General features: G+C 67.3%; 20 protein-coding genes and 1 tRNA gene. 15 read left to right on the forward strand and 6 right to left on the reverse strand.

Features of this window, described 5'->3' with window-relative positions; translation table 11 throughout:
* The first annotated feature begins 161 nt into the window (after positions 1–161).
* The gene (locus GON01_RS08115; RefSeq protein WP_157026862.1) at positions 162–806 is read left to right on the forward strand and encodes a YoaK family protein; all 645 of its coding nucleotides are present in this window, start codon (positions 162–164) and stop codon (positions 804–806) included.
* Here the strand turns inward: GON01_RS08115 and GON01_RS17330 are convergent.
* Entirely contained in the window at positions 803–2401 is a 1599-nt protein-coding gene (locus GON01_RS17330; RefSeq protein ID WP_181600121.1) for a methyl-accepting chemotaxis protein, read from the reverse strand. The genes GON01_RS08115 and GON01_RS17330 overlap by 4 nt on opposite strands.
* Before the next feature lie 150 nt (positions 2402–2551).
* Between GON01_RS17330 and trxB the strand changes: the two genes are divergently transcribed.
* Entirely contained in the window at positions 2552–3517 is a 966-nt protein-coding gene (gene trxB, locus GON01_RS08125) for a thioredoxin-disulfide reductase (RefSeq protein ID WP_157026864.1), read from the forward strand.
* An 88-nt stretch (positions 3518–3605) separates the two neighbouring features.
* Here the strand turns inward: trxB and GON01_RS08130 are convergent, their stop codons facing one another.
* Positions 3606–3875, reverse strand: a complete 270-nt coding sequence (locus GON01_RS08130; RefSeq protein WP_157026865.1) for an acyl carrier protein — start codon at positions 3873–3875, stop codon at positions 3606–3608.
* A gap of 11 nt (positions 3876–3886) precedes the next feature.
* Complete coding sequence (locus GON01_RS08135) at positions 3887–4888, reverse strand: GNAT family N-acetyltransferase (RefSeq protein ID WP_157026866.1); 1002 nt, start codon at positions 4886–4888, stop codon at positions 3887–3889.
* Positions 4889–4938: 50 nt separating this feature from the next.
* Between GON01_RS08135 and GON01_RS08140 the strand changes: the two genes are divergently transcribed.
* Together GON01_RS08140 and GON01_RS08145 are read left to right on the forward strand one after the other, a co-directional pair.
* Complete coding sequence (locus GON01_RS08140; RefSeq protein ID WP_157026867.1) at positions 4939–6438, forward strand: AMP-binding protein; 1500 nt, start codon at positions 4939–4941, stop codon at positions 6436–6438.
* Positions 6435–7658 carry a pyridoxal-dependent decarboxylase, exosortase A system-associated gene (locus tag GON01_RS08145; RefSeq protein WP_181600122.1) on the forward strand — a complete coding sequence of 408 codons (1224 nt, stop codon included), beginning with the start codon at positions 6435–6437 and terminating at the stop codon, positions 7656–7658. Before GON01_RS08140 ends, GON01_RS08145 begins: the two co-directional genes overlap by 4 nt.
* Here GON01_RS08145 and GON01_RS16655 read toward each other — a convergent pair.
* The gene (locus GON01_RS16655) at positions 7655–7810 is read right to left on the reverse strand and encodes a hypothetical protein (RefSeq protein WP_181600123.1); all 156 of its coding nucleotides are present in this window, start codon (positions 7808–7810) and stop codon (positions 7655–7657) included. The two genes, GON01_RS08145 and GON01_RS16655, sit on opposite strands and share 4 nt — an antisense overlap.
* A 99-nt stretch (positions 7811–7909) precedes the next feature.
* Between GON01_RS16655 and GON01_RS08150 the strand changes: the two genes are divergently transcribed.
* The 5 genes from GON01_RS08150 (at position 7910) to GON01_RS08170 (ending at position 14830) form a co-directional block, all read left to right on the forward strand.
* Positions 7910–7994 (forward strand) — tRNA-Leu (locus GON01_RS08150).
* A 55-nt stretch (positions 7995–8049) separates the two neighbouring features.
* Positions 8050–9654, forward strand: coding sequence for a trigger factor (gene tig, locus GON01_RS08155; RefSeq protein WP_157026869.1), 1605 nt, complete (start codon positions 8050–8052; stop codon positions 9652–9654).
* Between the two features lie 171 nt (positions 9655–9825).
* Positions 9826–12684 carry a TonB-dependent receptor plug domain-containing protein gene (locus GON01_RS08160; protein WP_157026870.1) on the forward strand — a complete coding sequence of 953 codons (2859 nt, stop codon included), beginning with the start codon at positions 9826–9828 and terminating at the stop codon, positions 12682–12684.
* 252 nt (positions 12685–12936) lie between these two features.
* Entirely contained in the window at positions 12937–13587 is a 651-nt protein-coding gene (gene clpP, locus GON01_RS08165; RefSeq protein ID WP_157026871.1) for an ATP-dependent Clp endopeptidase proteolytic subunit ClpP, read from the forward strand.
* Positions 13588–13876: 289 nt separating this feature from the next.
* Positions 13877–14830 (forward strand): IS1595 family transposase, encoded by a 954-nt coding sequence (locus GON01_RS08170; protein ID WP_157026872.1) that lies wholly within the window; start codon positions 13877–13879, stop codon positions 14828–14830.
* Positions 14831–14978: 148 nt separating this feature from the next.
* On the opposite strand, the gene GON01_RS08175 is transcribed toward GON01_RS08170, so the two are convergent.
* A complete protein-coding gene (locus GON01_RS08175; protein WP_157026873.1) occupies positions 14979–15392 on the reverse strand; it encodes a hypothetical protein in 414 nt (137 codons plus the stop codon).
* Between the two features lie 212 nt (positions 15393–15604).
* On the opposite strand from GON01_RS08175, the gene GON01_RS08180 reads away from it, so the two are divergent.
* From GON01_RS08180 to GON01_RS17195, 3 genes are read left to right on the forward strand one after another with little or no spacing between them, the layout of a single operon-like run.
* Positions 15605–15748 carry a hypothetical protein gene (locus tag GON01_RS08180; RefSeq protein ID WP_181600133.1) on the forward strand — a complete coding sequence of 48 codons (144 nt, stop codon included), beginning with the start codon at positions 15605–15607 and terminating at the stop codon, positions 15746–15748.
* On the forward strand, positions 15745–15879 hold the full coding sequence (locus tag GON01_RS17190) for a hypothetical protein (protein ID WP_258558437.1): 135 nt from the start codon (positions 15745–15747) through the stop codon (positions 15877–15879). Before GON01_RS08180 ends, GON01_RS17190 begins: the two co-directional genes overlap by 4 nt.
* A 41-nt stretch (positions 15880–15920) precedes the next feature.
* Positions 15921–16046, forward strand: a complete 126-nt coding sequence (locus tag GON01_RS17195) for a hypothetical protein (protein WP_269748896.1) — start codon at positions 15921–15923, stop codon at positions 16044–16046.
* Positions 16047–16113: 67 nt separating this feature from the next.
* Here the strand turns inward: GON01_RS17195 and GON01_RS08185 are convergent, their stop codons facing one another.
* Complete coding sequence (locus GON01_RS08185; RefSeq protein WP_157026875.1) at positions 16114–16377, reverse strand: hypothetical protein; 264 nt, start codon at positions 16375–16377, stop codon at positions 16114–16116.
* Between the two features lie 50 nt (positions 16378–16427).
* Between GON01_RS08185 and GON01_RS08190 the strand changes: the two genes are divergently transcribed.
* Genes GON01_RS08190 through GON01_RS08200 form a run of 3 tightly spaced genes read left to right on the forward strand, consistent with a single transcriptional unit; the run spans position 16428 to position 18273 of the window.
* Complete coding sequence (locus GON01_RS08190; protein WP_157026876.1) at positions 16428–17555, forward strand: phage portal protein; 1128 nt, start codon at positions 16428–16430, stop codon at positions 17553–17555.
* A 56-nt stretch (positions 17556–17611) separates the two neighbouring features.
* The gene (locus tag GON01_RS08195) at positions 17612–17920 is read left to right on the forward strand and encodes a DUF6127 family protein (RefSeq protein ID WP_157026877.1); all 309 of its coding nucleotides are present in this window, start codon (positions 17612–17614) and stop codon (positions 17918–17920) included.
* Entirely contained in the window at positions 17920–18273 is a 354-nt protein-coding gene (locus GON01_RS08200) for an HK97 family phage prohead protease (RefSeq protein ID WP_157026926.1), read from the forward strand. Before GON01_RS08195 ends, GON01_RS08200 begins: the two co-directional genes overlap by 1 nt.
* Positions 18274–18417 lie beyond the last annotated feature (144 nt).

Below are 18417 nucleotides of genomic sequence, written 5' to 3' on the forward strand. Positions count from 1 at the left end.
GGGAACCCCGGCACGACTGGGCCGTTCTGGCAGCGGAGCTTGCCTTCCCCCCTTCGCAGGCTCCGTGTTCCAAAGTTGGACGCCCCGCTGCTTACCCCCCTGCAGCGGGGCGCTTTGTATCCGCTCGACATCGCGGTCGATTGCAGGAATGTCCTGCAGCCATGACCCGCCTGGAAGCCCGCGCCCGCCTTTTCGCCGTCTGCCTGTCAGCCGTCGCCGGCTTCGTCGACGGCGTCGGCTATATGCAGTCCGGCGGCTTCTTCGTGTCTTTCATGAGCGGCAACTCGACCCGGCTGGGGGTCGGGATCGTCGAGCGGGCCAGCCATGCCGTGCTGGCCGCCGCGCTGATCGCCGCCTTCGTTCTGGGTGTGGCCGGCGGCACGCTCGCCGGCCGCGGCCGGGCCGCGCGCAAGCCGTTCGTGCTCGGACTGGTCGCGGCGGCGCTGGCCCTGGCGGCGCTTTGCGGGTCACTCGGAGCTGGCATCGCGGCGCTGCTGCTTGCCGCCTTTGCAATGGGCGCGGAGAACGCGACATTCGAGGAAAGGGGCGAGGTGCGGATCGGCCTGACCTATATGACCGGTACGCTCGTCAAGATCGGCCAGCGGCTGGCGGCGGCATTGACGGGCCGGGAAGGCGGCGCGTGGTTTCCCTATTTTCAGCTCTGGCTGGGACTGGTCGGCGGGGCCGTGCTGGGCGCGTTCGCGCAAACGCGCCTGCAGTCCGACGCCTTGTGGATCGCCGCTGCGCTGACGGCGGGACTGGCCTTGGTCGCGGCGGCGCGACAGCCGCACGGGCAGGAACGCTAGGCCGCTCTCAACCGGCTAAGGAAATCGCCGGCCGCCCGGGTGAGGGCGCGGCTTTGAGCATCGAGATCGCCGGCGAGCGCCCGCATCGTATCGGTCAGCGCGTCCGTCTCGCGGGCACGCTCGGCGAGCTGCGCGACGTTGCCGCGGACATTCTCGGCGTCCTCGGCGGCATCGAGGGCGTTGCGGCCGATATGGTCGGAGGCCTCGCGCTGCTGGGTCACGGCCTCGGCGATCGCGCTGGCGCCATCGTTGACCGACTCCATCTGGACCACCGTCCTTTCGACCGCAGCGACGGCATCAGCGACGCGCGCCTGGATTGCGGCCGTGGTCGCGCCGATCCGGCCGATCGCGGCCCCCGTCTGCGTCGCGAGATTCTTCACCTCGTTGGCGACCACCGCGAATCCGCGGCCCGCCTCTCCGGCGCGAGCTGCCTCGATTGTCGCATTGAGGGCGAGCAGGTTGGTGCTGGCGGCGATATCCTGAATGAAGGTCGCTACGCTGGCGATGTCCTCGGCGCTGGTGGCGAGCTCCTCGAGGGTGCGGCGAGTCTCGTCCGCCGAGGCGCGGGCGGTGGCGCTGGCGCGGACCTGCTGCGACACCCGTGCCGAGACGTGCTCAACCGCGGCGACCATCTGCTTGGAGGCTTCGGCGACGCCGGCCACGGCGCGCGTGGCGCCGGTCGCGCGCTCGGATGCCGCGGAGGCTCGGGCGTTGGCGTCGCGCCCGATCTCCTGAAGGCTGGCCGACGAGCCCTGCAGGTCCCCGACCGCCGCAGCGAGGCCACGGGCGACGGCGAGTACATTGGCCTCGAATTGCTCGGCCAGGCGCAGCAACTCGTCGTGATGGCGCTGCTGCTCCTGCGCCCGTGCGTGTTCGCGCTCCTGCTCGGCAGCGAGATGGTCCGCGGCGCGGCGCTCGATCTGCAGCCGCTGCTCCTCGCGCTTGGCGCGCTCTGCGGCGCTCAGCTGCTCGGCCGACTGAAGCTGGCCGACGAGGAGGTTGGCGAGGTCGAAATAGACGCGGCCAAGCATCAGCACGAACAGCAGGTCGGCGATGTACATGCCGAGCGGCACCGGCGTCGGTTGCAGCCAGAGCGTCAGCGCCAGCGTCGCGCCCATGATCGTCGTGTAGAGAAGCGCGGCGAGCGGCAGCATGGCGAGGACGAGGCCGCCCACGCTCATCGCAGCCACAAGCGTGCAGAACAGGTAGAGGCGGTCGCTTTCGGCCGTGGTCAGCAGCGGAACGCCCATGATGGCGCCCCAGACGAGACCGGTCACAGCCGCATAGACATGGACCGCTCGCCATTCGGTGGAGGCGCTGCCGTAGCGCAGGCGCGAATAGCGGGTGCGCGGCAGGGCGAGCAGGCCGCCGATGCTCGTCGCCAGCAGGGCCGCGCAACAGGCGAGCAGCACCGCACCGCCGGCGCCGCCGTAGAGATAGGCGACCACAAAGGCCGCGACGCAGTTGACGGGGGCGGTTTGCTCGATCTGGCGAACCACTTCGTCGACCTGGGCGCGCACAATCTCGGGGCTGGCGCGCAGATGACGCATCACGCGGCGGCGCTCGGCACGCATCGCGAGCCGAAGCCGTGTCACCAGCCGAGCCAGAGCGGTCCGTCGAGCCATTCCGGTATCCGTTCTGAAGGCGAAGTGGTTAACAACGCCTCAACCATGAGGTGAAGAGCGGCGAATTGCGCGGCGCGGGCGGCGGCCCTATCTGGACCGGCGAAGGGATTCTCGCACGCCATGACCATCCACAAGACACGCATGCTCATCCTCGGCTCGGGACCGGCCGGCCTGAGCGCCGCCATCTACGGTGCGCGCGCCGGCCTGAAGCCGATCGTAGTGCAGGGCATCCAGCCGGGCGGGCAGCTGATGACCACCACCGACGTCGAGAATTATCCCGGCTTCGCGGACGTGATCCAGGGCCCGTGGCTGATGGAGCAGATGCAGAAACAGGCCGAGCATGTCGGCACGACCTTCCACTATGACATCATCACCGACGTCGACCTGTCGCGGCGGCCGTTCCGGCTGACCGGCGACGGCGGCGACGTTTACGAGGCGGACACGCTGATCATCGCGACCGGTGCCCAGGCGAAATGGCTGGGCCTGGACAGCGAGCGGGAGCTTGCCGGCAAGGGCGTATCGGCCTGCGCGACCTGCGACGGCTTCTTCTATCGCGGTAGGAAAGTGGTGGTGATCGGCGGCGGCAACACCGCGGTCGAGGAAGCGCTGTACATGACAAACCACTCGCCCGACGTGACGCTGATCCACAGGCGGGATTCGCTGCGCGCCGAGAAGATCCTGCAGGAGCGGCTGTTCGCGAACGAGCGAATCTCGGTCCTGTGGAACAAGACGGTCGAGAAGTTCGTGGCCGGGGGATCGCCGGAAGGGCTGGTCGGGCTGGACCTGAAGGACACGCGCACCGGCGAGCACAGCTACGTCGCCTGCGACGGCGCCTTCGTCGCGATCGGCCATTCGCCGGCGACCGAGCTGTTCCAGGGACAGCTGGCGCTGGACGAGGGCTATATCACCGTCGTGCCGGGCACGAGCCGGACCGCGATCCCGGGCGTGTTCGCGTGCGGCGACGTGATGGACAAGCATTACCGCCAGGCGGTGACCGCAGCGGGTACCGGCTGCATGGCGGCGCTGGACGCGGAGCGGTTCCTGGCGGCGGCCGAGTTCGCGGCGAAGCGGGCCGAAGCGGCGTAAGCTGAGTTCGCCATTCGGGGTTGGCCCCGGGACCTATCCAGCTTTGTGAGGAAGGTAGGCCCCGGCTCAAGACCGGGGCGACGATGTCCTACTGAACCTTGCCGTCCAGGAACGTGACCAGGGCGCCGAAGGTGGCGAGCATGTCGCCGTCGACCTCGTCGTCCTCGATGACGACACCGAGCCGGTCCTCGATCTCGGTCAGCAGGCCGGCCACGGCCATCGAATCGAGCTCGGGAAGGGCGCCGAACAGGGCGGTCTCGGCATGGAACGCGGCGGCGCGGTCCGGGGCGATGCCGAGCACGTCGACGAGCACCGCGCGAACGGTCTGCTCGACCGTCTCGTGATATTCCGGGATCATGGCCGCGCGCGCTAATCCAGCGGCGAACGCCGGACAAGCCCCGCTGCGGATGCGCCGATCGCGGGCAGCCAGGCGGACGGCGCGCGCGGATCGAACAGGTCGAGCCGGCGAAGTACGCGGCGGTCGTCGGCCCAATCGGCCACGTCGGCTTCCTTGCCATTGCCGAGATCGATCCGCTGCGCATGGTCGACGTTCATCAGATAACGAAGCATCGAGGCGGTGAGCTCGGCCGAGGGATAGACCTGGCGCGCCTCGCGGTCCTCGACTCGCCAGTGCGCGAGGGCAAGGCCGTCCTCGAACGTCCAGAGCTGCGCCGCGACGGGCGCGTCGCCGACCCGCGCGATGCCGAGCCGGAGCGTTCGGTCGACGCTCGCATCCTGCGCAAGTGCGCGCAGGAACGGGTCGGGCCCGCCGACCAGCTCTACTTCTTCCCAAAGGGCCGGGGTGATCAGGTCGGTGATCTCGACGTGCAGATGGCGGCTGCCGGCGGCGACCTGCTCGTGCAACTGGGCTGGGCAGGAGTCCCAATAATCCTCGAAATGGCGGCCGCCGACGTCCAGCGTGAAATTGGCCGGGCCGGCGCGGTCCCGCACGACCCAGCCGCCGCTGCGGAAAGCCTGGGCTAGCAACGCCGCATCCTCGGGCAGCAGCGGCCCGAGGGTCAGGCGCGCCATGCCGAACAGGCGGAGGCGCCGCGCCATTGCCCGCAGCAGCGCCCGTTTCGTCGCGTCGTCCGGATCGCCGGCGAAAGCGGGGGCGAAATGGATGCTGTGCTCGCCGACCAAAGCGACCGCCCGATGGGGACGCGTGCGGGCGAGGAACAGCCATGCCTCGGCCGTCCCGGCGCGGGCGCGGGCGATCAGCAGGCGCGCGTCGCGGTGGGCGTGCTCCCAGGTCCTGCCAAACCACTCGAGGCGCAGCAACGGATCGGCCTGCGCGGGCGCGTCGAGCCGGCCGCGCGCGGCGAGCTGTGCCGCGCGGAAGGAGTCAAAATATTCCCCGGTGACCCACAAGACGCTAATCCCCGTTGCCGGCGCGACGTTTGGACGGGGAAGGGCGGCAGTTGCAAGAGCTTGATCCCGTTCCTCGGCCGATCGATCACCTGACGCTGTGTGGAAAGCCCGCCGCGCCGGCACTGATCGTCGGGGGCGAGACGCTGACGTTCGCCGAGCTGGAGCGGCGCGTTGGGCTCGTGGCCGGGTGGCTGCGCGGACAGGGAATCGCTCCCGGCGACAGGGTGGCGAGCTGGCTGCCGAAGACGTTGACCGTCTGCCTTTTACCGCTTGCCTGCCCGCGGATCGGCGCAGTGCACGTGCCGATCAACCCGGTGCTGAAGCGGGGACAAGCCGCGTACATCCTGGCCGATAGCGGCGCGCGGCTGCTGGTGACACAGGAGGCGCGGGCGGCGACGTTCGAGGCGGGGGATGTGCCCGGGGGGTGTGGTGTTGTTTTTGAGGACAAAAGTAAGGGAGGGCCTTCCAGCTATGTGCAGCCTGCCGAGATTGACCCCAGTTCTCTCGCCGCGCTCCTCTATACCTCAGGGTCCACGGGGCGGCCGAAAGGCGTGATGGCTTCGCACGCGAACCTCTGGCTGGGCGCGATCTCAGTGGCATCTTACCTGAAGCTGGCGCCGGAGGACCGGACATTGTGCGTGCTGCCGTTTGCGTTCGACTATGGACAGAACCAGCTGCTTTCGACCTGGGCGGCAGGGGCGTGTGCGGTGCCGCTCGACTATCTGGCGCCCCGCGACGTGGTGAAGGCGGTAAAGCGGCACGGGATCACGACGCTGGCCGGCGTACCCCCGCTCTGGGTGCAGCTGGCGGAGGCGAGCTGGCCCAAGGACACGACGCTCAGGCGGCTGACCAACAGCGGCGGCGCGCTGACCGAAGCGCTGGTGCGGAAGCTTCGGGCGCTGTTCCCGGAGGCGGACCTGTACGCGATGTACGGGCTGACCGAGGCGTTCCGATCCACCTATCTCGACCCTAAGCTGATCGATGCGCATCCGACCGCGATCGGATCCGCAATCCCGTTCGCCGAAGTGCTGGTGGTGCGGCCGGACAACAGCCTTGCCGCAGACAATGAACCCGGCGAGCTGGTCCATTGCGGGCCGCTGGTCGCGCAAGGCTATTGGCGCGATCCCGAGCGCACGGCGGAGCGGTTCCGGGCGGCGCCTGCCGCCTCGCGCCACGGCGGAACGGCGGTCTGGTCCGGCGATACGGTGGTGCGGGGCACGGACGGGCTGCTGCGCTTCGTCGGGCGCGCCGACGAGATGATCAAGTCGGCAGGCAACCGGATCAGCCCGACCGAGATCGAGGAGGCGGTGGGCGCGACCGGGCTTGCGAGCGAGGCGGTGGCGCTGGGCGTGCCGGATGCGCGCCTGGGGCAGGCGATCCTGGTGATTGCGCGCGGCGACGGAAGCGCGGAAGAGGCGCTTCGCATGGCATTGAAGCGCGATCTTCCCAATTTCATGCAGCCGGCGCGGTTCGTCTGGCTGGACGAACTGCCGCGCAGCCCGAACGGGAAACTGGATCGCGCAAAGCTGAAGGCAGAGCTTGGATCGTGAAGCCAATGGGTCCGATCCCCGCCGATTTCCGGGCGAGGGGCGGCGCGCTGCTGATCGGCGGGCAGAAAGCGAGCGCGCTGGCCGAGCGTGCCGGTGAAACGCCGCTGTTCGTCTATGATATCGCGATGGTCGAGGCGCGGATCGCGCGGTTTCGGACGGCCTTTCCGTCGATCGACCTGCATTATGCGCTGAAGGCGAATCCCTTCGCGGCCTTGGTCCATCGGATCGTGCCACTGGTGGACGGCATCGACGTCGCGTCCGGCGGCGAAGCCCGCGCGGCGACCGAGGCGGGTATGGCCGGCTTCTGCGTGTCCTTCGCCGGGCCCGGCAAGCGCGATGCGGAGCTGGAGTTCGCGATCCACCAAGGGATCACGATAAACCTGGAATCCGAGAACGAAGCGGCCCGGGCCCTTGCTGTCGGTGCCCGGATCGGGGTGCGGCCGCGGCTGGCGGTGCGCGTCAATCCGGAGTTCGAGCTGCGCGGGTCCGGCATGCGGATGGGCGGCGGCGCAAAGCCGTTCGGCGTCGATGCGGCGCGCGTGCCGGCGCTGGCCAGACGGATCGTCGCCGAAGGGGCCGAGTTTCGCGGCTTCCATATCTTCGCGGGGTCGCAGTCGCTCGACGCGGATGCGATCGTCGAGGCCCAGACAGCGACGGTCGCGCTGGCGGCACGGCTGGCGGAGGAGGCGGGCGCAGCGCCGCCGCGGCTGAACCTTGGCGGGGGATTCGGCATCCCCTATTTCGCCGGCGATTCGCCGCTCGATATCGAGCGGATCGGGGCGGCGCTGGAGGCGCGGTATCGCGATCGGCCGGCGGCGCTGGCGGACACGCGCTTTTGCCTGGAGCTCGGCCGCTGGCTGGTCGGCGAGGCGGGCGTGTACCTGACGCGGGTGGTCGACCGGAAGGAAAGCGGCGGCCAAATCTTCCTGATCGTCGACGGCGGCCTGCACCACCAGCTGGCGGCATCGGGCAATTTCGGAGCCGTGGTGCGCCGCAATTATCCGATCGCGGTGGCCGACCGGTTCGGAGCGGAGTCCGAGGAGGTCGCCAATGTCTGCGGCTGCCTGTGCACGCCGCTCGACCGGCTGGGCGACCAGGTGGCGGTGCCGCGCGCGCAGGTGGGCGACCTGATCGCGATCTTCCTGGCCGGCGCCTATGGCGCGAGCGCGAGCCCGTCCGCCTTTCTCGGGCACGGGCCGGCGCAGGAAGTCCTCGTTTAGTCGGGCGGGGAATCGGGGTGGGTGCCGGGATCCGACGGGTTGGGATCGGGAATGTCGACGTCCGGGCCGATCGGCGGGATTTCGCCGGGAATGCCGTTCGGCGTCGAAGGCGGCGTTTCGGGGACGCTGTCGGGTGGGGGGACGGTGGCCATGCTCACGCTCCTGAGGCTGAAAAGCTGGAACGCAGAGCCGTGTTGCGGGTTGCCCAACAGGAGCCGCTGGTATAGACGCCCGCGACCGGCGGTCCTGCCGCGGGCGTGGCGGAATTGGTAGACGCGCTGGATTTAGGTTCCAGTATCGCAAGATGTGGGGGTTCGAGTCCCTTCGCCCGCACCAATTCCGAAGCTCCCGCGACGGTAAGGACCCTTCCAAGGATTTGCAAAGGCGAGACATGCAGACTGTCGAGACGTTGAACGAGGGCCTGAAGCGGGCGTACACGCTGAAGATTGCCGCCAAGGACATCGAAGCCCGCGTCCATGGCGAGCTGAAGAAAGTGGCGCCGCAAATCCGGATGCCCGGCTTCCGTCCCGGCAAGGTCCCCGCCAATCTGGTTCGCAAGATGCACGGCCCGGCGCTGGAGCAGCAGGCGCTGGAGACCGCCGTGCAGGAGGGCGTGCAGCAGCTGCTCGCAGAGAAGAACCTGCGCCCGGCGATGCAGCCCTCGGTCGAGCTCGACGAAGGCTTCGCGCCCGGCAAGGACGCCGAGGTGAAGGTCTCGCTGGAAGTGCTGCCCGACGTGCCGGTGGCCGAGATCGACGGGCTGAAGCTGGAACGGCTGACCGTGCCGGTCGAGGACAGCGAGATCGACGAGACGCTGAAGCGGATCGCGGCCGGCAACAAGCAGTTCGAGGCGGCCGAGAAGACGACCTACAAGGCGAAGACCGGCGACCTGGTCGTGATCGATTTCGTCGGCAAGGTCGACGGCGTCGAGTTCGAGGGCGGCAAGGGCGAGGGCGTCTCGCTGGAGCTCGGCTCGGGCCAGTTCATCCCGGGCTTCGAAGACCAGCTGGGCGGCGTGAAAGCGAATGACCAGAAGACCGTCAACGTGACCTTCCCGGAGGATTACGGCGCCGCGCACCTGGCCGGCAAGGCAGCCTCGTTCGACGTCACGGTGAACGAAGTCCGCACGCCCAAGGAAACGGCGCTGGACGACGAATTCGCGAAGCAGCTGGGGCTGGAAGGGATCGACAAGCTCCGTGAGCTGATCAAGGGTCAGCTGGAGCAGGAGCATAACGGCCTCACCCGCACGCACATGAAGCGCAAGCTGCTCGACCAGCTTGCCGCCGCGCACGACTTCGACGTGCCGCCGTCGATGGTCGACGCCGAGTTCAACCAGATCTGGGCGCAGCTGGAGCATGAGGCGAGCCACGAGCCGGATCCGGCCAAGGCGCGGGGGGAGATGGAGGCGGACCGGGATGACTACCGTCGTATCGCCGAGCGGCGGGTGCGGCTGGGCCTGCTGCTGTCGGACATCGGCACCAGGAACAATGTCGAGATCACGCCGGCCGAGATGAACCGGCTGATCGCCCAGGCCGCGCAGCAATATCGCCCCGAGGACCGCGACCGCTTCGTCCAGTATATCCGCCAGGAGCCGATGGCGGCCGCGCAGCTCCGCGCCCCGCTGTTCGAGGACAAGGTCGTCGATTTCATCTTCTCCAAGGCCGATATCACCGACCGCAGCGTGACGCGGGCGGAGATCGAGGCCGAGATCGAGGCGGACGAGGACGGCCATGTCCACGGGCCGGGCTGTGGCCACGACCATCACGATCACGACCATGAGGCCGCCAAACCCAAGGCGAAGAAGGCGGCGGCCAAGAAGCCGGCGGCCAAGAGCGAAGCCGATGCGGGCGCGGTCGAGGCCGAAGCTCCCGCCAAGCCGAAAAAGGCCGCGGCCAAGAAGGCTGCCCCGGCTCCGGAAGCGGCGGTGAGCGAGGAAGCGGCGGCTGAAGCTGCTGCCGCGAAGCCGAAGCGCGCCAAGAAGGCGGCCGCCAAGTAACCACTGCGCGACGGCGCTCCCGCCGGGAGCGCCGCTCCGTGTGTTACCGCCCTGCAACAGTGTTGCGGGAATCGATCAGCCGCCGCAGGCGTCCGCTTCCGCGCCGTTCGCGTCAGGTTTATGTCCCGTCCCGGGACTCCGCGTCGTCACGAAGCGGAGGTGGGAGGATATATGAATCGACCGGCCACTCTGCTTGGCGGGACGGCGCTTGCCGTCCTGTCGATTGTCACCGCGACTCCGTCGCTCGCGCAAACCCCGGTTAACACGACGGCTGACGCCGGATCGCAGGAGACGATCGTCGTCACCGGATCGCGCATCCGCCGCAACCCGCTCGACCAGAGCTCGCCGGTCGTCACGCTCGACCAGTCGTCGCTGGCGCAGACGGGCCTGACCTCGGTCGCGGACATCCTGCAGCGGCTGCCGAGCGCGTCGGGCGGCCTCAACTCCAAGGTCAACAACAGCGGCAACCTCGGCAACCCGCCGGACGGCGGCGGCGTCGGCGCCGGATCGGCCGAGATCGACCTGCGCTATCTGTCGGCCAAGCGGACGCTGGTTCTGGTCGACGGGCTGCGGTTCGTGAACGGCACCAGCGCGAGCGGTATTCCGGCGACGGTCGACATCAACGCGATCCCGGCCAGCATGATCGACCGGGTCGAAGTGCTGCAGGCGGGCGCGTCGCCGCTCTACGGCTCCGACGCGATCGCCGGCGTCGTCAACATCATCACCGTCGCGCAGCAGGAAGGCCTGCGCGCATCCGCCCAATATGGCGCGTTCCGCCAGGGCGACGGCGATACGTTCAACGCCGACATCAGCTATGGCGTGAAAGGCGAGACCACGAACCTGGTGTTCGGTGCGAGTTATGTGAAGCAGAGCCCGGTGCGGTCGGCCAATCGATCCATATCGCTGTTCCCGAACCCGGGGCAGACGAGCTGCACCGATCCGGTCGGCGGCTGCTCCAGCGCCGCGGTCAACGGCCGCTTCCTGACCGATTTCGGCAATCAGACGATCTCGAACCCGCCGGACAGCACGCCGACCCTGGCCGAGCTTCGCCCGTTCACATCGGCCGACCGCTTCAACTTCGCGCCGTTCAACTATCTGCTGACGCCCAGCGAGCGCTACGGCGCCTGGCTGAGCTTTCGCCAGGAGCTGACCGACAAGATCAACCTGCGGCTCAAGGCGCAGTATAATCGCCGCAATTCGCAGAACCAGGCAGCATTCGAGCCGCTGTTCATCGGCCCCGACGCGGGCAACGGCGCGGGCAGCCTGTTCGACACGCTGTCGTTCGACGCAACCAACCCGTTCAACCCGTTCGGCGTGACGCTGTCGGCCGGGCGTCCGGGCCAGCCGGCGCAGAATTACTCGTTCATCGCGAGGCGCCTGGTCGAGGCCGGGCAGCGCACGTTCGACCAGACCGTCGACACGCTCTCCGCCACCGCGACGCTCGACGGCTCGTTCATGGTCGGCGGGCACGAATGGTATTGGGATGCGAACGCGCTGTTCGGCATCAACGACGCGCACCAGAGCTTCACCGGCAACGTGCGTGCCGACCGCGTCGCCCAGGCGATCGGCCCGATCGCGAACTGCACCGCGCCGTGCGTGCCGCTGAACCTGTTCGGCGGCCTCGGCTCGATCACGCCGGCGATGCTCGACTGGATCGCATTCACCGAGCACGATCGGAGCAAGCAGGAGCTGTACGATTACACGCTGAACCTGAGCGGCAATCTGTTCGACCTGCCGGCGGGCCCGGTGGGCTTTGCCGTCGGTTATGAGCACCGCATCCAGATCGCGAACTTCATCCCGGACCCGATCGTGTCGGCCGGCCTGGGCGCCGACATTCCCGCGCAGCCGGCCGCCGGGCGCTACAATGTCGACGAGGTCTATGGCGAGGTCCGTATCCCGCTGCTGAAGGACACGCCGTTCTTCTATTCGCTCGAGGTCGACGGCGCGATCCGCCATTCGAGCTATTCGATCAGCGGACAGAGCACGACCTACACCGCAACGGGCCTGTGGAAGCCGGTCGAGGACCTGCTGCTGCGCGGCGCCTATACGACCGGCTTCCGCGCACCGAGCCTGGGCGAGCTGTTCGGCGGCCGCTCACGCTTCGACCTGCCGGTCGTCGATCCGTGCACGAGCGACCCGTCCGGCCTGTTCCAGACCAACGCCACGGTGCGCGCCAATTGCATCGCGGACGGTGTGCCCGCCGACGGCAGCTATGCCGAGCCGCCGGGCCAGCTGCCGGTCATCACCCGGGGCAACATCAACCTGAAACCGGAGACGTCGCGCAACATCACTTTCGGCGCGGTCTATGCGCCGGCCTGGGCGCGCAACAGCGGCTTCGCCTCCACCTTCAGCCTGGAAGCCAATTACTACGACATCCGGGTGAAGAAGGCGATCGGCGCAGTCGATCCCAACCTGACGCTGAGGAACTGCGCGCTGCTGGGCGACGCGGCGAGCTGCGCGCTGACGGTGCGGACCAACAACGGCTTCGTCAACGAGATCGACGGCACGCTGCAGAACCTGGACAGCATCCGCACCCGCGGCATCGACCTCACCGGCCTCTATCGCACGCCCGAGACCGGGATCGGTTCGTTCGGGCTGGCGGTCAACGCGACCTGGTTGCTGAAATATGTGCTGTCCGCCTCGAACGGCTTCGTCGTGATCGACCGCAAGGGGACCGAGCGCGGCAGCCCCGACCAGGCGTTCCCGAAGTTCAAGGGCAATGCGACGGTCGACTGGTCGCTGAACGACACGATCGCGGCGTCGTTCACCGGCCGCTACATCTCTGGCGTCACCGAGATCAACCCGAATGACGGGCTGCCGAACCGGATGCACAGCCGCTTCTACGGCGACGTGCAGCTGACCTTCACGCCGGGCTTTGCCCAGCACCGGTTCGCGTTCACGATCGGCGTGAACAATGTGTTCGACACCGATCCGCCGCCCTGCTTCTCGTGCAGCCTGAACAATTTCGACCCGACCACGTACGACGTGCCCGGGCAGTTCGGCTATGCGCGGATCAGCTACAAGATGTGATCAGGTGCGTTCCTCCCCTCAGCGCAGCTGAGGGGAGGGGGACCGCGCGAAGCGCGGTGGAGGGGCCGGAGCGGAGCGGAGCGTCGCCAGTCCTCCCCCCGCTCGACGCCGGGGTGCGGCCCCTCCACCACGCGCTGCGCGAGTGGTCCCCCTCGCCGAGCGAGCTCGGGGAGGAGCTTGCAGGGGGGTTGAACGCCTCCGGCTTCCGTCCGATGTAGGGGGCCTGAACACCTACGAAGGACGCATTTCCCCATGAACAATCCGTTCGAGAACGGCCAAATCCACGACGCGCTCGTCCCCATCGTCATCGAGCAGTCGAACCGGGGCGAGCGCAGCTTCGACATCTATTCGCGCCTGCTGCGCGAGCGGATCGTGTTCGTGACCGGCCAGGTCGAGGACCATATGGCCTCGCTGATCACCGCCCAGCTGCTCTTCCTCGAGTCCGAGAACCCGAAGAAGGATATCTACATGTACATCAACTCGCCGGGCGGCGTGGTCACGGCCGGCATGGCGATCCACGACACGATGCAATATATCCGGCCGCGGATCGGCACGGTCTGCATCGGCCAGGCCGCGTCGATGGGCAGCTTCCTGCTGTCGGCGGGCGAGCCGGGCATGCGCGTGGCGCTGACCAACAGCCGGATCATGATCCACCAGCCCTCCGGCGGCGCACAGGGCATGGCCGCAGACATCGAGATCCAGGCACGCGAGATCCTGCGCATGCGCCACGATCTCAACCAGCTTTACGCCAAATATACCGGCAAGCCGCTGGAGGAGATCGAGCGCGCGATGGATCGCGACAAATTCATGTCGGCGACCGAGGCGAAGGAATTCGGTTTGATCGACGAAGTGTTCGACAAGCGCCCGACGCCCGCCGAGGAGCCGACCGCGGCGGCCGCGTGAGCCGGCGATTCTTCCCTGCCCGGATGAATCGTTCGTAGATCAGAGCCGCGCCCGGTGGAGACCAGGGTGCGGCTTTTCTCTTGGGCGGCTCGCCAGGCGCGCATGGTCGGGGCGGGCTCCCTGCTTGCAATTACTGCGCTGACAGGCTGCTCCATTCCTGAACGTGTGAACCAAATGGGTGAAAATGTCTTGACATCGTGACGATGATCTGGCACTAGATCCGCGATTATGTAGTTTACAAACCCAGCGGTTGAGGATATAAGAGGCCCATCAACTAAGGGTTCTCACCATGTCGGTTCTTTCCTCTCCCCACTTCCACGACGAAGCTAAGGCTTTCGCATTTCTGGAGAGCATCGTTTGGGCCGATGGGGTTGTTTGCCCGCATTGCGGTGTTGTCGGTGGCCGCGTGTATGACCTGTCCGGCGTTCGCTCCAAGCCGAGCCTGAAGAACCCGGAAGGCGTCGTTCGCCACGGCCTGAAAAAGTGTGGCGAGTGCCGCAAGCAGTTCACGGTCAAGGTTGGCACCGTGTTCGAGCATGCCCGCATGCCGCTCCATAAGATGCTCCAAGCCGTGCACCTGATCGTGTCCAGCAAGAAGGGCATCAGCGCCCATCAACTCAGCCGCGTGCTGGAGGTTCAGTACAAGTCGGCCTGGTTCCTGGCGCACCGCATCCGCGAAGCCATGCGTTCCGGTGATCTTGCTCCGTTCGGTTCGGGCGGCGGCGCTGTCGAGGTGGACGAGACCTATTTCGGTGTGAAGCAGGGCCGCACGCGCAACACTGGCGGCGGCCATGCTCACAAGTTCGGCGTGCTGGCGCTGGTCGATCGCGACACCCGCACGATGCGCACCTTCACCTTTGACCGCTTCAAGGCGGAAGAGGTTCACCCGATCGTCCGCGCCAACATCAGCCGCGAAGCCCGCCTGATGACGGACGAAGCCCGCATGTATTCCAAGATCGGCAAGGAGTTTGCCGAGCATGGCACGACGCTTCACGGCATCAAGCAGTTCGTGGATTATGGCGATCGCACCATTCACACGAACACGGTCGAGGGCGCGTTCTCGATCTTCAAGCGCGGCATGAAGGGCGTCTATCAGCACTGTGGCGAGCAGCACCTGCACCGCTACCTCGCCGAGTTCGAGTTCCGCTACAACAACCGGGTTGCGAACGGGGTTGATGACCGCCAGCGTGCCCGCAATGCCGTAAGGGGCATCATTGGCAAGCGCCTAACCTACGCGGCTTAGTAAGGGCGGAATTGCGTCAGGCGCGCAAAGCGTCAGTTTTGATTAGGAATTGCGGGTCTACTATGCTTTTCCTTCGTTGGAAGCGAAGGAAACGCCCCGGGAAGGCTCCAGCGATTCCGAGCCCCAGACGCCAAGCGTCTGGGGCTTTCTAGTTCACCCGCAGACTGCTCGCTACCTCTGTCACACGCTGCTCGACCCGATCCTTGGCATATCGAATGTCATAGTATCGGTCACCATCGCGAAGTAGTGCGCCGTCTGCTTTTAGCCTCGATAGTAGCGAAGTAACTGTGGCCGGTGCCACGTTAGGAGACTCCACTTTGGCCAGTGCCACTACTTCGGCGGCCGTGGCGCCAAGGAAGCCAGCGCGCTGCATGATATCAAGAACAAGTGGCTTAACGTTTGTAAGACGCTTCTTAGCGCTGGGCTCCTCCATCTTCTCCCCAGAGAAAGCGGCCTGAATCCTAACAAGGGCCGCCTCCTCTACGCGGAGTCGCTCGATTTCCGTTCGGATACGAGCGAGCTCCTGTGCTAATGTTTCTAGCATGTCGCTCGCTTTCGCCATGTCTGATCCTCTTGGTTGCGAAGGAAAGCCGTACCCCCGACAGGACTCGAACCTGCACGCCCCGGGAAGGACTTCGGTTTTAAAGACCGCTGCGTCTACCATTCCGCCACGGGGGCACAGGCAGGGTGTGACTCGTTTTGCGCCGGTTTGCGAGTCGGGAATGGCGCAACGTACGCAAAATGATGTGGATAACCCTGTGCGGGAGATTCTGTGTGGATAAGGCTGTGAATAGCGGGGGTCAGCTCGACAAGTTCAAGGAAGCCGCTCGCCAGCTAGAGACGGACGACGATCCGGAGCGCTTCAAGGACAGGCTCAAGAAGCTGGTGAAGCATAAGCCGGTGGAGAAGCCGGAGTGAGCACGTTCGAGCTTCTGATTGCCGGATCGCTTGTCACCATTGCGGCTAGTCACCTGGCTATCGCCGGCAGGCTTGCCGCGCTCCAGCGTGATATTGCTGAAATCTGGAAGCGCATGCCACGCATAGATTAGTGGGCTGTCCTACATACCCGCCGCTGTGCTTACGGTCGCGCATGGATCGAGAGCCGGATTGGAAAGCGCGCGCGGTTGCGCTGGAGTGGTGGACGGCCACGGCGATCGTCGCGGGAGCGTTGATCTATGGGGTCGTTTCAGCAGCCATCGCGCTGTTGGGTGTGTAAACTACATAAACGCCACTAGATCAGCACGCTCGGAAACTGTGATTCGACGGGGCGGCGGAGCCTCCCATCAGAGCAGGCGGTGGATCGGCGTCCAAAGCAGGAGCACGCACCCGATCGCCGCAAAGGTGACGAGCGCCCAGAACTCCCTGGGCTCGTCGTGCCGCGCGAATGCCAGCGGGCTGCCGTCGCCGAAGCCGGAAGGCCACAGCGTCGCGGTGGACGTCCGCAGCGTGCGGACGAGCCAGGCGAACAGGGCGATCGCGAAGCCGACCGGCATGATCAAGGGTTCGGCCCACCGCAGGGTCTGGAGAAGCTGTTCGACCGCGCCCACGCCGCGAGACTAGCGGCCTCGCGAAGCAACGCAAGAACCGGGGAGACGGCATGAAATGGTTCGGGAAGAAGGCCGCGCGCGGCAGTGCGCGGCCGGCGCTGGCGCGCGGGTTCGGGATGGCGTTCGGGAGCGGCGAATGGCCGCGATCCTATGAAGCGCAGGTGCGCGATGCCTATGCCCTGAACCCGGTGGCGCAACGGGCGGTGCGGCTGGTGGCGGAAAGCGTCGGTTCGGCGCCGATCGCCTGTTCCGAACCCGAGGTGGCGCGGCTGATCGCGGCGCAGTCGGGCGGCCAAGGACTGGTCGAGACGGTCGCATCGCACCTGCTGCTGCAAGGAAATGCCTATGTGGAGGTGCTGACGGGCCGGTCCCTGGATACGCGCCTCTCGACTTCGCTCGCAGCGAACGGAGAAGAAGTAGCCGAACTCTTTGCCTTGCGGCCAGATCGGGTCTCGATCGAGGCGGACGTGCGCGGGTGGCCAGGCGCCTATCTGTACCGCGTCGGCGAGGTGACGCAGCGAGTCGAGCCGGAGCGGCTGGTGCATGTGCGGACGTTTCACCCGACCGACGATCATTACGGGCTCGGCTGCCTCGGCGCCGCGGCGGGCGCCGTGGCGATCCACAACGCGGCGACGCGGTGGAACAAGGGATTGCTGGACAATGCGGCGCGGCCGAGCGGGGCGCTGGTGTACGAGCCGCAGGACGGGTCCAATCTCTCGCCGGAGCAGTTCGAGCGGCTGAAGGCGGAGCTGGAAGCGAGCTTCCAGGGCGCGGGCAATGCGGGCCGGCCATTGCTGCTGGACGGCGGTCTTCGATGGCAGGCGCTGAGCCTGACGCCCGCGGACATGGATTTCGTGTCGCTCAAAGCGGCCGCCGCGCGCGAGATCGCGCTGGCATTCGGCGTGCCGCCGATGCTGCTCGGCCTGCCCGGCGACAACACATACGCGAATTATCGCGAGGCGAACCGGTCGCTGTGGCGGCTGACGATCCTGCCGCTCGCCGCCAAGATTTACGGCGCGCTGGCGCAGGGACTGGCGCCGTGGTGGCCGGGCGTGACGGTCGCCGTCGATGTCGACCGGGTCCCCGAGCTGAGCGAGGATCGGGAGCGGCTGTGGGCGATGGTGTCGGGCGCGGATTTCCTGTCGCCCGAGGAAAAGCGGACGACGGTGGGATTGTAGTTCGCGCGAAGACGCGAAGAGTGATCGGTTCGCGCGAACCAGATGGAGACAGGCTGATGTCTCAGGACACGATGCTCGCTGCGCTGCTGGCGCAGGCGGAGAGCGAAGGCGCCTTGCGCGCGACGCTGCGCGGGCTGGTCGAGGAGGCGTCGGAGCTCGGGGCGCGGCGGGCGCTCGCGTCGCTGGGGCTGGAGGATGCCGCCGCGGGCAAGGACATGCGCGAGCTGCGCGACCTGCTGGGCGCCTGGCGTGACGCCAAGAAGTCGGCGGTGCAGGCGGTCGCGGGCTGGTTCGTGCGGCTGCTGCTGGCGCTGATGGTGGTCGGGATCTCGGTGAAGACCGGCCTGTGGGCGCGGCTTTCGTGATGCGGTTCGCGGGCTATGCGGCCGTGTTCGACCGGCCCGATCGCGGCGGCGACGTGATCCGGGCGGGAGCATTCGCTTCCGCGCGCGGCGCGGTGCCGCTGCTGTGGGAGCATGGCGGGCCGGCGGGCTCGGTCGAGCGGATCGAGGAGGATGCGCGCGGGCTGCGCGTGATCGGGGCCGCCGAACGCGAGCTTCGGCCCGGCATGGGCTTGTCGATCGGGTACCGGGTCCGGGCTGCACGCGACCTGCCGCGCGGACGCGAGCTGCTCGACCTGGAGCTGCTGGAAGTGAGCCTGGTGCGGTTCCCGATGCAGCCGCTGGCGCGGGTGCTTGCGGTGGAGGCGCGGCGCTGACGCGCCGCACCCCTCACCCCGCTCAGCTTCGCTGAGTCGCCCTCTCCCGCAAAGGGAGAGGGGCATTTTTGAAGCAGGAGAAAGCGATGGAACAGGTGACGGGCTCGCTGGAGGCGAGTTTCGAGACGGTGACGCATGCGCCGG

The sequence above is a fragment of the Sphingomonas horti genome (assembly GCF_009753715.1).
GTDB lineage: Bacteria > Pseudomonadota > Alphaproteobacteria > Sphingomonadales > Sphingomonadaceae > Sphingomonas_B > Sphingomonas_B horti.

Bases quoted from the DNA above. Each gene is read 5' to 3' on its own strand.
- GON01_RS08175 (WP_157026873.1), bottom strand. From the start codon at position 15,392: ATGGCGAAAGCGAGCGACATGCTAGAAACATTAGCACAGGAGCTCGCT.
- GON01_RS16655 (WP_181600123.1), bottom strand. From the start codon at position 7,810: ATGGCCACCGTCCCCCCACCCGACAGCGTCCCCGAAACGCCGCCTTCG.
- GON01_RS17195 (WP_269748896.1), top strand. From the start codon at position 15,921: ATGGATCGAGAGCCGGATTGGAAAGCGCGCGCGGTTGCGCTGGAGTGG.
- GON01_RS08200 (WP_157026926.1), top strand. From the start codon at position 17,920: ATGCGGTTCGCGGGCTATGCGGCCGTGTTCGACCGGCCCGATCGCGGC.
- GON01_RS08115 (WP_157026862.1), top strand. From the start codon at position 162: ATGACCCGCCTGGAAGCCCGCGCCCGCCTTTTCGCCGTCTGCCTGTCA.
- GON01_RS08190 (WP_157026876.1), top strand. From the start codon at position 16,428: ATGAAATGGTTCGGGAAGAAGGCCGCGCGCGGCAGTGCGCGGCCGGCG.
- tig (WP_157026869.1), top strand. From the start codon at position 8,050: ATGCAGACTGTCGAGACGTTGAACGAGGGCCTGAAGCGGGCGTACACG.
- GON01_RS08195 (WP_157026877.1), top strand. From the start codon at position 17,612: ATGTCTCAGGACACGATGCTCGCTGCGCTGCTGGCGCAGGCGGAGAGC.
- GON01_RS08170 (WP_157026872.1), top strand. From the start codon at position 13,877: ATGTCGGTTCTTTCCTCTCCCCACTTCCACGACGAAGCTAAGGCTTTC.
- clpP (WP_157026871.1), top strand. From the start codon at position 12,937: ATGAACAATCCGTTCGAGAACGGCCAAATCCACGACGCGCTCGTCCCC.
- GON01_RS08130 (WP_157026865.1), bottom strand. From the start codon at position 3,875: ATGATCCCGGAATATCACGAGACGGTCGAGCAGACCGTTCGCGCGGTG.
- GON01_RS08160 (WP_157026870.1), top strand. From the start codon at position 9,826: ATGAATCGACCGGCCACTCTGCTTGGCGGGACGGCGCTTGCCGTCCTG.
- trxB (WP_157026864.1), top strand. From the start codon at position 2,552: ATGACCATCCACAAGACACGCATGCTCATCCTCGGCTCGGGACCGGCC.